The following is a 15,316-nucleotide window of genomic DNA, read 5'->3' as shown; positions in this document are numbered from 1 at the left end:
ATCTGCGGCTGTGTAAAAAATACCTGAGAAAAATTTAGAATTTCCAGGTTTGTCGGATGGCTCTTACGGGTGCTGCGTCATGTAAGTGATTTCTGATAACTATTTCATCTGTTTCCGAATTGCATTTGTCAGTACAAAAGAGCTTAGTGGTCTTGCTGGGTTGAGATATTGAGGCTGTCATAGATGTTTCTGATTTTCTTAGTTGTAGGAGAAGTCATGAAAACTATTTATGTTGTTGGGGCTGGACGTATGGGGTTGGCCATAATGCAAGGCCTGAGGGGGCGAACTTGCGATTTTTTTGTCAAAGCAGTAGAGGTCGATGACAAAAAGATTGAGGTTGTTAAGGGGGAAGGTTTTGTAGCTTTAAGTACTATAGGTGATCTTTGTCAAGATGACTTAATTATTTTGGCAGTACCGCCACAGCAATTAGAGAGTGTGCTAATTGATCATAAAGCACTTGTGTCGCATGTTGGGCTAATTATATCGGTAATGGCAGGGGTTACCTGTACGACCTTGCATAGGTATTTTTGCAGTGCGAGTATTGTACGCTCTATCCCGAACTTAGCATCTGAAGTGGGGCAGGGAGTTACACTTTACTACGCGGGGAATGACATTGATCCTGTCCAGCTAAATATAGCAGATAGTATTTTTGAAATGCTCGGCTTAAGATTTAGAGTTGATGCCGAGGTTCAGCTGGATTCGGGGACTGCGCTGGTCGGGGGCGGACCTGCATTGATTGACTATTTTTGTAATGGTCTCAAGCTTTATGCACTCCGTGAAGGATTTGAAGTAGAGTTTGCGGGGGCTTTGGTACGTCAGCTCTTATATGGTACTGCTATTCTTGTAAACAGAACCTGTAAAGAAACGCTGAAAATATGCAGTGAGGTTCAAACTAAAGGTGGAACCACGGAGTGTGCGATTAGTGTATTTGAAAAGTATGCCTTAAATGATTTGATCACAAAATCATTAACTGCTGCAGCTGCGCGTTCGGTAGAACTTGGGAGTAAAGAGACTGATAGAGGTTTGCGATCGTTAAAATCCTATTACGAGGTTTACTTTGGTCTGGGGCATTTAATTAGGGTTCGAGATAATCCAGAAGTATTTAGAGTGAGTCGAGCAGGTGTTGTGTTCGGTGCGCTATTGCTGCGTCTGTTTTCAGATTGCGCATCAGAGGTTAGATATCTGGATGTAGGTACCGGGAGTGGTATCCATGCCATGCTACTAAGAAGTTTGGGTGCTAAATATATTGTGGCAACCGATATTTCTAGAGTATCCATAGCTACAGCGGTATCCAATGAAATAGATAATTTTGGCTTCTCTGCTATTGAATTCATAGCAGGCTCGCTCTTTGGTTTGAAAGTAGGCTTGTCGAATAAATATGATGTTGTTATATTTAATCCGCCCGGATGGAGGAGTCCCTCTGATGTGTTATTAAGCGAGTTGAAGCGAGTCGGTAAAGGTAAGAAGCTCCCTGTAGAGTCAATGTTTTATGGTGATACTACTCTCAAAGAATTCTTCTTGGATCTTCCCCGATATTTGTTATGTGGTGGTCGTGCTATTGTGGGTTTCAATTCTTTAGTTGGTGTCAAACAAGTCATAGATGATTTTTATGCGGCGCATCAGCGTAATTATGTAATTACACATAAGTTTCTTGAGTCGCATGAATTTCCTTTGATGCTGTATACAGAGGCATGGCTCGAAGTAAAAGACGCCATTCAAAATGAAATTATTGATTGGGTTCACAAGGGTTACAGTAATTGTCGAATATTGGACGATGGTCAAATAATTTGGCTTTATGAAATTGTTGAGTTTACCCTTTGGGAAAAGGGTGATGGACGTCAGCTTTGAATAGCAAAGGTTCAATTGTTGTTGGCGCGATGAGTGCGCTAATAGCTAATGTTTTCTTGGGAGTGTCGTCTGTTTTTTGGAGGAGTATAGGCTCTATAAATATTATTGCTTTAGTTGGTTATAGGGTTTTTTTATCATGTTTAATAGTGTTAATAGTGGTTTTGTTAAGGCGCCGACTTAAAATTTTGGTTGGTTTTTTATCTGTTCGTGTTGTCATTATTCATTGTGTTGCTGCTATTTTGATTGCGATCAATTGGTTGGTTTTTATAGGGGCTTCTGTGAATGGTCAAGTATTGGAAAGTGGTATTGGCTATTTGGTAGCGCCATTAGTTAGTGTGTGTTTTGGTGTTGTTTTTAGCAAGGAGAGTATCTCGTTTGTTGTTGTATTGGCGCTAGGTGTTGTTTCTGCAAGCATCTTAGCGCTTGTGATGTTTACAGAGACGTTGAGCGCTGTTGTTTATTTGAGTATAGGCTTGTCCTGGGGGAGTTATATGTATCTCAAAAATATATCTACATTGGATGCGCTTGATGGGTTGTTGGTAGAGTCAGCAGTGTTGTCGGTGTTATGTATTATATGGCTGTGCCAGGTAAGTGGGGCCATGGAAATACCCCGGGATTTCGATCTGACGCATAGATTATTGTTGCTGTCTTGCGGCTTCGTTTCTTTATTGCCATTGGCATTACTTTCCTTTTCAGCTAAAAGGCTTGATGTAATGACGATGGGGGTCTTTCAATATTTACTGCCACTCACATTGTTTGCTATGTCCGTGGGGTTTTATAAACAGTCATTCTCTGTGTTGTTGGTGATGGTATTGGTGGTTATAAGTGCTGCTGTTTTAGTTGTAAGTATTAATATTCAACTTGCACGATCTGATTAACGAGGATGGCAGATGAAACATGTCTATGATGTGGTTGTGGTCGGGTTAGGTATTATGGGGAGTGCTACAGCATGGAGCCTGTCTAACTCTAATGCCTCTGTGCTGTGTGTTGAGTCTGGGCCGATTATTAATTATTTAGGTTCGTCCTATGGCGCTTCAAGAATATTTCGTCAGGCTTATTGGGAAGGGGATAAGTACCTTCCGTTGTTATCGATATCGAACACCTTGTGGCGAGCCTTGGATGCAAGCTCTGAGATTCCATTGGTGTTTAATACAGGTGCTTTGTTTGTTGGGCCTAAAGTTTTAGGTGTTGTTCCTAAGAGTAAGCTAACTGCGTGTATGGGAAATATTGATCATGCGATCTACTCACCTTCGCAAATAATGGATATGTTTCCAGCTTTTAATGTGCCTGAAAGTATGGAAGCTCTCTATGAAAAGGGTGCCTATGTTATAGCGGCGGATCATTCAAGGCTTCATATGCTCAATAGGGCTGTTGAACAAGGCGTAGAAATCAGCTTTGGTACAGCTGTTTTTGGAATTTCGCGAACGATGAAAGGGCTGCTGGTTAAAATGACATCTGGTGAATCTATAAGGGCTGGTCGAGTTATTGTAACTGCTGGTTATGAATCCTCTAGATTGCTAGTAAGTGAGTTGCATGGTTTGTTGAGACCCCAGTGCGTGCCGGTTTATTGGTTCCGTCCAAAGTTAGGTCGTGAATCGATTTTTTCAGATTCGTTCCCTGCTTTTTTGTATGAGCTTGAGGATGGAAGGATTTTGTATGGTACTCCAGAAGTCAATAGTGTTGAGCCAGGTATGAAAATTGGATTTCATAATGCCCAGCAGGTCGATTATGATCGTAGTTCTCAAAGATGTCCGGTAGATGATAAATATATAACGCAGATGTCTGAATGTATTGAGTCCATATTTCCCGATTTAAATCCATACCCTTATCGGGTGAAGAAGTGTCTTTACACTATGACGCCAGATGAATCATTTATTGTCGGAGAGTCTTTTGCACTCCCTGGCGTTTTTTATGTGGCAGCTTGTTCGGGACATGGCTTCAAATTTGCTACGGGGTTAGGAAAGATTCTTGCAAATGCTGCAACAGGCATGCCTTTTGGTAGTGAAGTATTGCCTTTTGATAGATCTAGATTTAGCTGAAATCTATAAGTTGGGGGGGCAAAAAAAACCAGTCAGGCGTGATGCCTTGCAGTGAGTAATTTTTCCTTAGTTATTATAGTTTTTTGCAGTTGCTGTTTTTAAGGGCATTTTATGATGAGCTTATCTAAGCTCAACGTGTCAATGATTGGCGTATTTATTTTATGTCTGTTTTATGGAGTGGCTAATAGCTTAGAGCCACTGATCGCGATTTTTTAGTGATGTTATTTACGCAATAGTGCTGATATTTTGCTCATGAATCACATAAGCGTTGGTGTGTTATTCGTAGGTGATGTGATAGGTGGTGTTTTGGTACGGTGTTATATTTTTAGGTGTTGCTAAGGTGCAGTCTAAGAATAAAATTATTTACAAATTATGAGTTCCCCTATAAAGAGTCAGATGTATATGGCTGTGTCGGGGTGGCAAGATGGCGCACTAGTTCATAATGTGTGGTTTTGCTATTCAGTATTTTGGTTGGTGTTAGGGCGTTTAAATTTAATGATGTAGCTACCTTATGTTGGTGAGTGTCTGATTTCACCTGTCTTCAATATTTAAATTTTATCGCCGCTGATGATGATAGTCGTATTGCTTTCTTTGACTGTTTGCATTTGTTCAGTAATCTTTGGATCTCTCTGCTATTTGCGAATGTTTGTATTTGTTGGGTTTTTATAGCCTGTGTGTTGTGGTTTTTTTATGCTGGCAAGCGAACTTTTTTTGTTGTGTAAGCGCACCATAAACCCCACATTCAAAGCCGACATCTGATCCCCGATACTGTGCTCCCGATTCCTTTCCGGAGCCCGCCGCTCATGATGCGTCCCGACGCCAAAGTCGAAAAAGTTTATATCTACCCCAAACCCGTCGACTTCCGAAAGTCTATCGACGGCCTCGCAGCTTTGGTTGAACTGGAAGGGAATCGGGTGGCGCGGAGAATCAAATCGATCTGGAGAACATCGCCATCAGGCTTGATCGTGAAGACAGAAAAGCCCTTCCAAAAAGGAAGGAAAGTATTAATAACACGCATAAGAACGCCGGTTTTTTAGATGTGTTTGCTTGCACGAACATCATCAATCAAATCGGCGTTTTTTTTCTGTGTTTCCCGGGATTCCGTGATGAACCTTATTTTATAGGCTGCTTTGTTTTTCACCTGAGTTGGGCCCTTTAAGGTGGTTTGGGCATTGTGTTTGATGGAGGGTGGTCGTTTATAACCCCCCGAACACATACCCAGTCCAAGGTTGCGCTTGGTGATTTGAGCTAAAAATAAAATCGAACAGGCTACTTACTGTCGAGACACGCAATCCCAACTCCCAAGCTCAAGGCAATGGCGAAAACGGTGAGCGTCCGTCTGCGGATTGCAGTTCCAGCAAGTATTTGCGGAAGATTTGCCCCAGCACTTGGGTGGCTGTCTCGAGTTGGTCGCGGGGCATTTGTTCTGCCACAAGGTCTGCGGTGTCTAGTGCGTCTTCGGCGCCATTCACAGCCGCCATTTTGAGCACGATGTACGCTTGAATGTTATTGGCCGGTACACCTTCGCCTTTGAAGAACATGGTGCCGAGCTGGAATTGGGCCATAGCGTGGCCTTTGAGCGATGCTTGCTCAAAGTAGCTCAGGGCTTTATTGAGGTCGCGCGGGGTGTTTTTACCGTCGTAGTAGAATTCGCCTAACTCGTATTCGGCTTCTGCATCCCCTGCTTTGGCGGCGGCTTCGCACGCGGCCAGTGCTTCGGCCAGATCTTCTGGCTGAGTATTCAGGGTGCAGCGACCCATCGCTGGGATCAACAACGAGTTACCGCCTGCCTGGACAAGCAGCGGCTGAAGGAGCAACAGGCAGCCCAGAGCAAGGGCGCGGCCGGTGCGGTTCATGGGAATCGACGTACCTCTAAAAAACGGGGGAGCCCAACCAAGGGATGCGTAGGCGCGCATTATGAAATAAGCAGAGGCAACCTTACAAAGTCTTTACTCGTTTTTCTGCTGCCTAAGCGCGATATCGATTGATTTAAGACGATTTTGGACGGGTGGCGCAAAAGATGGGGCATTTACAAGCATAAAAAACGGCAAGGGCCTGAGCCCTTGCCGTTTTTGTGGATCACTTCAAGGCGGCAAATGCGCGTTCTGCAGCGTCCAGTGTTTGTTTCAGTTCGGCGTCCCCGTGAGCGATGGAGGTAAAGCCTGCTTCAAAGGCACTCGGCGCCAGGTACACACCGCCTTCGAGCATCAAGTGGAAGAAGCGCTTGAACAGGTCGGCATCGCTGGCCATGACGTCGTCAAAGGTCACGATGTCATCCGCACCGCTGAAGTACAGGCCGAACATGCCGCCTGCTTGAGTGGTGACAAATGGGATGCCAGCCGCGTCGGCACGTTTCTGCAAGCCATCGAGCAGGCGAGTGGTGTAATCGGTTAGTTCGGCGTGAAAGCCAGGGCGGCTGATCAGGCGCAAGGTTGTCAGGCCAGCAGCCATTGCCAGTGGGTTGCCCGACAGGGTGCCCGCCTGATACACCGGGCCTAGTGGCGCGATGCACTCCATGATGCTGCGTTTGCCACCAAAGCAGCCAACCGGCATGCCGCCGCCGATGATCTTGCCGAAAGTGCTTAGGTCTGGCGTCACGCCGTAGTGGGCCTGAGCACCGCCGAGTGCCACACGGAACCCCGTCATCACTTCGTCAAAAATCAACACGATGCCGTGTTTGTCACACAGGCTGCGCAAGCCTTGCAGGAACCCCGGTGCTGGCGGTACGCAGTTCATGTTGCCTGCTACAGGTTCCACGATGATGCAGGCCACGGTATCCCCGACGTCACTCAGCAGTTTTTCAACAGCGTCAGTGTCGTTAAAGGTGGTGGTCAGGGTGTGTTTGGCGAAATCAGCCGGAACGCCGCCTGAGCTGGGCACGCCTTGGGTCAGTGCGCCGGAACCGGCTTTGACCAGTAAGCTGTCTGAGTGCCCGTGGTAGCAGCCTTCAAACTTGAGAATGTTGTCGCGACCCGTGAAGCCACGAGCCAGACGAATGGCACTCATGGTGGCTTCGGTGCCGGAGCTGACCATGCGTACCATTTCCATTGAGGGCACGATGGAGCACACCAGATCGGCCATCTCGGTTTCCATGGCAGTCGGGGCGCCATAGGACAAGCCATGTTCTAGCTGAGCACGTACTGCGTCCAAAACCTCTGGGTGGCTGTGGCCCAAAATCATTGGCCCCCAAGAGCCAACGTAGTCCACGTAACGCTTGTCGTCTTCGTCGGTGACGTAGGCGCCTTCAGCGTGTTTGAAGAACAGTGGCGTGCCGCCCACGCTCTTGAATGCACGAACGGGCGAGTTTACGCCGCCGGGGATATGTTTTTGGGCGTTGGCAAACAGGGTTTCGGAACGAGACATGGTGGGCTCTCTCTGAATCAGGATTCGGTATTTAAATAGACAGCAAGGCGTTGAAGGCGCGTGCGCGGCGAGTGACGTCCTGAGTGCTATCAGCACCAAACAGGCCGTGTACCACCGCCAGCAAATCAGCACCGTGGGCCACCAGCGGGGCAGCGTTATCAAGGGTGATACCGCCGATCACGCAGATCGGCAAGCTGAGCCGAGCACGCGCTTGATCGAGTACGTCCAGGGTCGCAGTGGGTGCGCCAGGCTTGGTGCTGGAGTTAAAAAAGCGGCCAAAGGCGACATAACTGGCGCCTTCTTGGGCGGCTTGTTCGGCCAACTCAATCTGGCTGTGGCAGGTGGACCCAATGATGGCCTTGCGCCCCAACACAGCACGGGCGGGTGTCAGCGGGCCATCAGTTTGCCCAAGGTGAACTCCCACTCCCAAGCGTGCTGCCAGTTCGGCATCATCGTTGATGATCAGGTGCGCCTTGTAGCGTTCGCACAAATCGCGCAGGGCTTGGGCTTCACGTAGGCGGCGAGCAGCGTCTTCGCTTTTGTCGCGATATTGCAGCAGCGTTAGGCCACCATCGAGGGCCGCCTCGACATAGGGCAACAGTTTGCCAGCAAGCAAGTGGCTGTCAGTGATTGCGTACAGACCGCGCAGCGTCATAAATCGAGTCTCATGGGTTACGAGCAGAAATCCAGCGGCAAGCGGCGGGGTACAAATTGGCCTTGTCCCAGTTGCTCCGCATCGCGCAACGTGCGCCATGTGTAATTGAGGGCTGTTTGTACCGCACTGACCAGGTTTTCGCCGATAGCCAAACGCCCGGCCAACGTACTGGCCAAGGTGCAACCCGAGCCGTGATAGCTGCCGGGCAGCCGATAACAGGTAAAGGTGTGACGGCTGCCATCGCGGCTGTACAAGCGGTTATGGACTTCGTGTTCGTCGCCGTGCCCGCCGGTGATGAGCAAGTGTTTACAAAAAGGCAGGAGTTTTTCGGCGCATTCATCGGCGCTGCCCTCGGGCAGTTCGGCCAAAATTCGGGCTTCAGGCAGGTTTGGCGTGGCAATGGTAGCCAGAGGCAATAGGCGCTCGCGCATGGCGTAGCCAACTTCGTCCTTGCCCAAGCGTCCGCCGCCGCCAGCGCGCAACACCGGGTCGCAGACCATCGGCAGATGCGGGTTAGCCATGAGCAAATCGACGACGGTGTCGACCATCTCCAGCGAACCGAGCATGCCTAGTTTGACCGCCGCGACCGTTGAGTCGCTGAGTACGGCATCGGCTTGCGCCAGCACCCACTCGCGGTCAAGCACGCGAAAGTCGCGAACATTCACCGTGTTCTGCACAGTCAAGGCAGTCACCACCGGGGCGGCGTGACAGCCTTGAGCCAGCAGGGCTTCGATATCTGCCTGCAAGCCGGCGCCACCACTGGGGTCATGGCCGGAGAGACAGAGGACAACGGGGCGAGAACTGTAGATATTCATGGTGCGCGAGCTTACCATCAAACGGTTTTTGGGGGCGGCTTGGGCTGTGTTCAATTTTGCGTCCTGGATGGATGTTTAATCACCCGAAACTAAGCCATGAAAGGCACCGCGCCTGGGTCTCAAATGCTTGATCTAGAGCCTTTTTGTTGGATTTTAGGTGGTGTGTAATTGCCATCAGCGGCTATGCTAGTGGCACTTTAAATTTAATAACAGGTCATCCGGTCTACGTTGTCTCAAAGGGAAAAGGGGCTTGCGGAAGCTGCCGGGCGCGCCACGCTGGGGCTGTATGCGCTATTTGCTGATCGTTTTTTTGGGCTGGCTACCGATGCTGGCCAGCGCAGTTGCTTTCGACGAAGCCACTCAAAGCCTGCCCTTGGGCAAGGTGATGCAGGTATTTGAGGACGTGGGTGGTCAGGCGACTTTAGCGGATGTCACTTCGCGCGATGATCTGTTTAAGCCACACAATAAGGCCACGCTCAATGCAGGTTATTCACACTCGGCTTTCTGGCTGAAAGTGGATTTGAGCTATCAGCCACAAGATGCGAAGGCGTTTCGCACGTGGCTGTTGGAACTGGCATACCCGCCCCTTGATCACATCGACCTTTATTTGGCGGACAGCACTGGTACGTTCCGCTTGGCCGAGCGCACTGGTGATGCGTTGCCCTTTGACAGTCGGCCCATCAAAGACAACAACTATCTGTTTGAGTTGAACTTCAGTCCGGGGCAACACCAGACTGTCTATTTGCGCTTGGCCAGTCAGGGTTCGATTCAAGCACCGCTTACCCTGTGGTCATCGCAGGCATACCTTGAAGCTCAACCCGTTCGTATTTACATCCTCGGCCTGATTTACGGCGTTCTGCTCGGGATGCTGGTTTACAACCTGTTCATCTATATCAGCGTGCGTGACACCAGTTACCTCTATTACATCCTCTATATCGCCTCGTTTGGGCTGTATCAGCTGTCCGTTAATGGCGCCGCTGTGCAGTACTTTTGGCCCAACAGCCCTTGGTGGGCCAACGCCGCTACGCCGTTCTTGATTGGCTCGGCCGCCTTTTTTGGTTGTCAGTTCGCCCGTACTTTTTTGCACACCGCGAGCCATAGCCGCTGGCTAGACCGCGCCTTGATGGTGTTGATGGCCGTGGGGGCGTTGGTGATGCTGTTGGCGTTGACCACCAGTTACGCCACTTCCTTGCGACTGGCTACGGGGTTGGCGTTAGCGTTTATCGTGACCATCTTTGTTGCAGGGGTTGTAGCTTGGTGGCGTGGGCTGCGGGTGGCGCGCTATTTCGTGATTGCCTGGTCGGCCTTTTTGCTCGGCGGGCTGGTCAATACGCTGATGGTGTTGGGCTACCTGCCCAATGTGTTCCTGACCATGTACGCCAGCCAAATAGGGTCGGCAATCGAGGTTGGGCTGTTGTCGTTGGCGCTGGCAGACCGCATCAACGCCATGCGCGACTTGCAGGCCAGAACGCTTCAAGAGTCAGGCCAAAAGCTGGCGGCCATGAACCAGCAACTGGCTCGCACTAACCAGCTAAAAGACGAATTTTTAGCCACCGTGACCCATGAACTACGCACGCCCATGAACGGGGTGATTGGTTCGCTGGAGTTGATCAAAACCTTAGACATGAGCCCGGAGCTGGAGCAGTACACCCAGACCGCCGAAGGCTCGGCTCGGGAAATGATGGGCATGGTCAATGGCATTTTGACTCTCACCGAACTGCAAGCCCGACGCCTCAGCGTTCGCCGTCAGCCCTTCAGTTTGAGTGAGCTGATGCAAGGCCTGCGTGAGCAATTTGAGCCGAGCGCGCAGAGCAAAGGCCTGAGTTTTGTGTGTGAAACCGCCCGCGGCCTGCCAGATCAGTGGGTGGGCGATGTGGAGAAAATTCGCCAATGTTTGGCGTGCTTATTGGATAACGCCGTCAAATTCACCACGCAAGGCGGTGTGATTCTGCGCGTCACCGGCAAGACTGGCGAGTCGGGGCGTTGGTCGCTGGCGTTCAATGTGATTGATAGCGGCATTGGCTTTGTGCATCAGGAAGAGGGTGAGTTGTACCAGCACTTCTTCCAGGTTGATGGTTCCATGACCCGCAAGTTTGGTGGTCTGGGCATCGGACTTGCCATTTGCCGTCGCTTGGTCGAGTTGCAGGGTGCAAGTCTCACCCATCACTCGCAACCTGGCCAAGGGTCGCAGTTTCAATTGTCCTTGCAGCTTGAGCCTGCTGCGCTGACTGAGCACCCTCAAGAGAGCGCGCTAAACACGCCGCAGGCTCCCGACCAGAACCCGCAAGGGCGGGTGGTGTTGGTGGTTGATGACAGCAGCACTCACCCAGTGGCGCTGCGCGGTATGTTGCTCAAGCTCGGCTATCGCGTGATCAGCGTTGACAGTGGGCAGGCAGCCATTGAAACCTTGCGTCGTGAACGAGTGGATGTCGTGTTGCTTGCCTGCCCGTTGGCCCATGTCACGGGCTCGTCCATGAGCAATCAATTGCTGACACTGGCTGCCTGCGCACGGTTGCCGGTGTTGGCGCTGTTCGAATCCCAAGCTCAGGCCGAGCAGGCGTGTGACAAGGTTGAGGGCGTTACGGGCTACTTGATCAAGCCGTTGCGCTTTGAGGCCTTACAGCAGGCCTTGTCTGCGCATCTGATGGGCGGTTTTGAGGGCAAAAGCGCCGAAGGTTAGGCGTTTATGCCGCTTGTGATGGCGGCAAAGCATGCTTCACTGGCTCCATTGGCATGATCCTCAGGAGCCCGCGCAATGAACCTGCATCAGTACGCTGAAACCCACCAAGTGACCAATCAGCCGCCGTCTTTGGACGGCGCTAACCTGTATCGCATCGACTTGCCGCTCCAGTACTGGAGCCAGCACTTTGGCGCGGGTTGGGCTCAGTCGCGAATTGACCAGTACGGTGCGCTGGCGGGAGGCCCGCTGATGGCGGCGGGTTTTTTGGCCAATGAAAACAAACCTGTGTTCGTCAGTCATGACCGTTTTGGTCATCGGATTGATCTTGTGCAGTTCCATCCGGCTTATCACGAACTGATGCGCACTGCGATTGAGCATGGCTTGCCGTCCTTGCCCTGGACAGCGCCTCAGCCGGGTGCTCATGTTGCCCGTGCGTCCATGACGTATTTGCATACCCAAGCGGAGGCTGGGAGTGGTTGCCCGCTGACCATGACGTTTGCCAGCGTACCGGCCTTGCGGCTGCAACCGGAAATTGCCGGCATTTGGCTGCCCAAAGTGCTTGCCACTGAATACGACCCGCGCAATGTCGACATCAGCCAAAAAAACGGCGTCACCCTCGGCATGGCGATGACTGAAAAGCAGGGCGGCACTGATGTGCGAGCCAATACCACTCGCGCCTTTGCAGTGGGCGCAAGTGGGCCGGGCCAAGCCTACGAGTTGCTTGGGCATAAGTGGTTTTGTTCTGCGCCCATGTGCGATGGCTTTTTGACCCTGGCGCAAACCGACAAAGGCTTGAGCTGCTTTTTACTGCCACGCCATCGCCCGGACGGTAGCCGCAACGAGTTTTATATCCAGCGTCTGAAAAACAAACTGGGCAATTGCTCAAATGCGTCCAGCGAAGTTGAATTTCGTGGGGCTTTGGCATGGATGATCGGCGAAGAAGGGCGCGGAGTCCCGACCATCATTGAGATGGTTGCCATGACGCGCTTTGATTGCATGGTGGGCTCCAGCGCTTTAATGCGACAGGCGCTGACTCAGGCCAGCCACCATTGTGCTCATCGGTTGGTAGGTGGCCGGATGTTGGCCGAGCAACCATTAATGCAAAACGTATTGGCCGATCTGGCACTGGAAAGCGAAGCCGCGCTGGCGTTGAGCTTGCGCATGGGGCGGGCGCTGGATCATTTGGATGATGCGCAAGAGGCCAAGTTTTCACGCTTGGTCACGGCGGTGGGCAAGTATTGGATCTGCAAACGTGCCCCGGCCATGATCAATGAAGCGGCCGAATGTATGGGCGGCGCAGGGTATGTCGAAGACAGCATCCTGCCGCGCTTGTATCGCGAAGCTCCGGTTAACTCAACCTGGGAGGGCTCTGGCAATGTGCAGTGCCTGGATGTGCTGCGCGCCTTGTCCAAAGAGCCGGGTGTGCTGGATGCGTTATTCGCTGAACTGGGGGACGGGCATGGCGATACGCGTTTGGCCAAGCACATTGACCAATTAAAAAATGGGTTCAAAGACACGGATAACATTCAATATCGCGCCCGACAACTGACCGAAGACATTGCCGTCGCGTTACAGGCCAAGTTGTTGTTAGAGGCCGGAAACAGTGCCGTCAGCGATGGATTTACAGTCAGCCGGTTAGGCGGCGCTTCGGGGCGGGTGTACGGCTCAATGCCCCGCGCTGTGGACGTGAAGGCAATCGTGGCTCGTTCCAGCCCGCAGAATTAATAATGCGGCTTGATCGGGTTGGGATCTTGCTCGCACTCACTTTTGAAGTGTGGATTTGGGTGGTTGTGCGTGGGTTTCAGTCACTAAAGTTATATGTCTATGTTGTTTTTATCAGGTGCCTGAGCCGCGTCGAGTTCTGACGCGGGCCCTGAGAATCAGGGTTTAATACCTGCATGCAAAGGTACACTCAAAGTAATTAATAAGTTAGGAGGTTTGAATATTTGAACTCCTTTTGTTTTAAGTGTATTGCTGGTGATTTGGTAAGGGGTGAATGTATTCGAGGGCGATCAGTTGATTGTATTTAATGGGGCTATTTTGTGCAGAGGTTCTAGCCGGACTTGGTTTTTATAATGTGCTTTTTTTAAGAATCCTATGTTTTTATATGTGGCGTTAGTATTTGTGTTGGCGAGTCGTCAAATGTTTTTATTTAAAAAAGACTGTTCCTTGATTAAGTAAGTATTCATCCTAAATATAAGAGTGACTTTTCATTGTGTTATGAGGGTATTTTCCTACGGGCGTAGTTGGTTTTGCTACGCCAGCAAAGGCTTCACCCCAATTCAGTGTTCCCTCTGAGCCTGCGATGCAGGCAAGATAGCCGTCTGCCCGTTCAGAAGACAGGATGCTTATCGTGACCGAAGCTTTTATTGTCGTTTCCACCGCTGAAGAGGCCGTCGACCGGCTTGCTGCTTTGCACGAGCGCGCAACCACGGCCTTGAGTCAGGCCCTCAAGCGTTACTTGAAGGATCGAGTCGAGCCCAGCGCTGAAGAGCGCGCGTTGTTTCGCTACCCGGAACTGCGCCTGACCTACCGCATGAATGGCGAAGTCCCGTCCACGACTCGGGCTTATGCCAAGGTGCAGTTGCCTGGTACTTACAGCGTCACAGTGACCCATCCCGCTGCCTTTCGTAAGTATCTGCTGGAGCAGTTGGTGCCATTGATGCGCGATTTCGCCGTTGAAATTGAAGTCGGCGTCAGTCAGCAGAACATCCCTTACCCGTACGTGGTTGAGCAGGGCGATGAGCTTGCAGGCTCCGGCGTGACAGCCGCCGCCTTGGCCCGCGTGTTTCCAAGCACTGACCTGTCCGCTGCCACCGATGGCATTGCGGATGGTCTGTACGACTGGGAGAACACCGACCCTCTGCCATTGGCTCTGTTTGATGCTGCCCGGGTCGACTTCTCGCTGCGCCGTCTGGTGCATTACACCGGCAGCGATTGGCGTCATGTGCAGCCGTGGATTTTGCTGACGAACTACCACCGTTATGTCGACCAGTTCATCCTTCATGGCCTTGAGCAACTGCGCGACAACCCGCGTTTTGTGCGCATGGTCATGCCGGGCAACGTGATCATCGAAAAGTCGATGGACTATGGCGAGGCTCAGGCCATTGCCGCTGGCGTGGTGTGGCACCGTTATCAAATGCCTGCGTATCACCTGCAAGCCAATGATGGCCACGGCATTACTTTGGTCAACATCGGCGTTGGCCCGTCCAACGCCAAAAACATCACCGACCACTTGGCTGTGTTGCGCCCACATTGCTGGCTGATGATTGGTCACTGCGGCGGGCTACGCCAATCCCAGACCATTGGCGACTATGTGCTAGCACACGCTTACATGCGTCGCGATGGGATTCTCGATCGTGTTGTGCCGCCCAATATTCCGATTCCGGCGCTGGCTGAAGTCCAACTGGCATTGCAGGAGGCCGCAGCTCAAGTCACAGGCGAGCATGGCGACGAACTGAAAAAGCGTCTGCGTACAGGCACTGTTTTGACCTACGACGATCGCAACTGGGAGTTGCGTTGGGCGCAGGAACGCCCGCTGATCAACCTGTCTCGTGCCGTGGCCGTGGACATGGAAAGCGGCACCGTTGCGGCGCAGGGCTATCGTTTGCGGGTGCCTTACGGCACGTTGCTGTGCGTTTCGGACAAACCTCTGCACAGCGAAATCAAACTGCCGGGTTCGGCCAATGCGTTCTATGAGCGCGCCGTAAGTCAGCACTTGAAAATCGGTATTGCTGCCGTGGATTTGATGCGTAACCAGCTCAATTCGTTGCACTCACGCAAGCTGCGCAGCTTCGACGAGCCGCCATTCCGTTGATAGACGAGGGCCATTTAGCGATCAGGCCGAAGGGGCTGTTGCACTCAAACGCCAACAGCCCCTAGCATTGCCAGCCCTGATCGTTAGATGTTCTCTTTG

Annotated in this window: 10 protein-coding genes; 6 read left to right on the top strand and 4 right to left on the bottom strand. The window is 51.4% G+C overall.

The window, feature by feature from the left end; genetic code table 11:
- The first annotated feature begins 216 nt into the window (after positions 1 to 216).
- Genes ACZRJQ_RS04675 through solA form a run of 3 tightly spaced genes read left to right on the top strand, consistent with a single transcriptional unit; the run spans position 217 to position 3,887 of the window.
- Entirely contained in the window at positions 217 to 1,848 is a 1,632-nt protein-coding gene (locus ACZRJQ_RS04675; RefSeq protein ID WP_463977242.1) for a pyrroline-5-carboxylate reductase dimerization domain-containing protein, read from the top strand.
- The gene (locus ACZRJQ_RS04670) at positions 1,845 to 2,726 is read left to right on the top strand and encodes an EamA family transporter (protein WP_463977241.1); all 882 of its coding nucleotides are present in this window, start codon (positions 1,845 to 1,847) and stop codon (positions 2,724 to 2,726) included. The genes ACZRJQ_RS04675 and ACZRJQ_RS04670 overlap by 4 nt, the downstream gene beginning before the upstream one ends.
- 12 nt (positions 2,727 to 2,738) lie before the next feature.
- Positions 2,739 to 3,887, top strand: a complete 1,149-nt coding sequence (gene solA / locus ACZRJQ_RS04665) for an N-methyl-L-tryptophan oxidase (protein ID WP_463977240.1) — start codon at positions 2,739 to 2,741, stop codon at positions 3,885 to 3,887.
- 1,307 nt (positions 3,888 to 5,194) lie between these two features.
- Here solA and ACZRJQ_RS04660 read toward each other — a convergent pair.
- The 4 genes from ACZRJQ_RS04660 to ACZRJQ_RS04645 form a co-directional block, all read right to left on the bottom strand.
- Positions 5,195 to 5,743: a tetratricopeptide repeat protein gene (locus tag ACZRJQ_RS04660; protein WP_463977239.1), complete on the bottom strand. Its 549-nt coding sequence runs from the start codon at positions 5,741 to 5,743 to the stop codon at positions 5,195 to 5,197.
- A 223-nt stretch (positions 5,744 to 5,966) separates the two neighbouring features.
- Positions 5,967 to 7,250 (bottom strand): glutamate-1-semialdehyde 2,1-aminomutase, encoded by a 1,284-nt coding sequence (hemL, locus tag ACZRJQ_RS04655; protein ID WP_463977238.1) that lies wholly within the window; start codon positions 7,248 to 7,250, stop codon positions 5,967 to 5,969.
- 31 nt (positions 7,251 to 7,281) lie between these two features.
- Positions 7,282 to 7,905 (bottom strand): thiamine phosphate synthase, encoded by a 624-nt coding sequence (gene thiE / locus ACZRJQ_RS04650; protein ID WP_463977237.1) that lies wholly within the window; start codon positions 7,903 to 7,905, stop codon positions 7,282 to 7,284.
- A 17-nt stretch (positions 7,906 to 7,922) separates the two neighbouring features.
- A complete protein-coding gene (locus ACZRJQ_RS04645) occupies positions 7,923 to 8,720 on the bottom strand; it encodes a hydroxymethylpyrimidine/phosphomethylpyrimidine kinase (protein ID WP_463977353.1) in 798 nt (265 codons plus the stop codon).
- 286 nt (positions 8,721 to 9,006) lie between these two features.
- Between ACZRJQ_RS04645 and ACZRJQ_RS04640 the strand changes: the two genes are divergently transcribed.
- From ACZRJQ_RS04640 to amn, 3 genes are all read left to right on the top strand, one after another.
- A complete protein-coding gene (locus tag ACZRJQ_RS04640; protein WP_463977236.1) occupies positions 9,007 to 11,400 on the top strand; it encodes a hybrid sensor histidine kinase/response regulator in 2,394 nt (797 codons plus the stop codon).
- Positions 11,401 to 11,475: 75 nt separating this feature from the next.
- The gene (locus tag ACZRJQ_RS04635) at positions 11,476 to 13,125 is read left to right on the top strand and encodes an acyl-CoA dehydrogenase family protein (RefSeq protein WP_463977235.1); all 1,650 of its coding nucleotides are present in this window, start codon (positions 11,476 to 11,478) and stop codon (positions 13,123 to 13,125) included.
- A gap of 619 nt (positions 13,126 to 13,744) precedes the next feature.
- Positions 13,745 to 15,217 carry an AMP nucleosidase gene (amn, locus tag ACZRJQ_RS04630; RefSeq protein WP_463977234.1) on the top strand — a complete coding sequence of 491 codons (1,473 nt, stop codon included), beginning with the start codon at positions 13,745 to 13,747 and terminating at the stop codon, positions 15,215 to 15,217.
- The last annotated feature ends 99 nt before the right edge of the window (positions 15,218 to 15,316 follow it).

This window comes from Pseudomonas sp. E315, assembly GCF_055406205.1.
Note: the sequence above shows the minus strand (reverse complement) of the source record. Positions and strands in the feature narration are given on the sequence as shown.

Excerpts from the sequence above, each read along its gene's own strand:
- ACZRJQ_RS04635 (WP_463977235.1), top strand. The coding sequence starts at position 11,476 with ATGAACCTGCATCAGTACGCTGAAACCCACCAAGTGACCAATCAGCCG.
- ACZRJQ_RS04640 (WP_463977236.1), top strand. The coding sequence starts at position 9,007 with ATGCGCTATTTGCTGATCGTTTTTTTGGGCTGGCTACCGATGCTGGCC.
- amn (WP_463977234.1), top strand. The coding sequence starts at position 13,745 with ATGCTTATCGTGACCGAAGCTTTTATTGTCGTTTCCACCGCTGAAGAG.
- ACZRJQ_RS04660 (WP_463977239.1), bottom strand. The coding sequence starts at position 5,743 with ATGAACCGCACCGGCCGCGCCCTTGCTCTGGGCTGCCTGTTGCTCCTT.
- hemL (WP_463977238.1), bottom strand. The coding sequence starts at position 7,250 with ATGTCTCGTTCCGAAACCCTGTTTGCCAACGCCCAAAAACATATCCCC.
- ACZRJQ_RS04645 (WP_463977353.1), bottom strand. The coding sequence starts at position 8,720 with ATGAATATCTACAGTTCTCGCCCCGTTGTCCTCTGTCTCTCCGGCCAT.
- ACZRJQ_RS04675 (WP_463977242.1), top strand. The coding sequence starts at position 217 with ATGAAAACTATTTATGTTGTTGGGGCTGGACGTATGGGGTTGGCCATA.
- solA (WP_463977240.1), top strand. The coding sequence starts at position 2,739 with ATGAAACATGTCTATGATGTGGTTGTGGTCGGGTTAGGTATTATGGGG.
- thiE (WP_463977237.1), bottom strand. The coding sequence starts at position 7,905 with ATGACGCTGCGCGGTCTGTACGCAATCACTGACAGCCACTTGCTTGCT.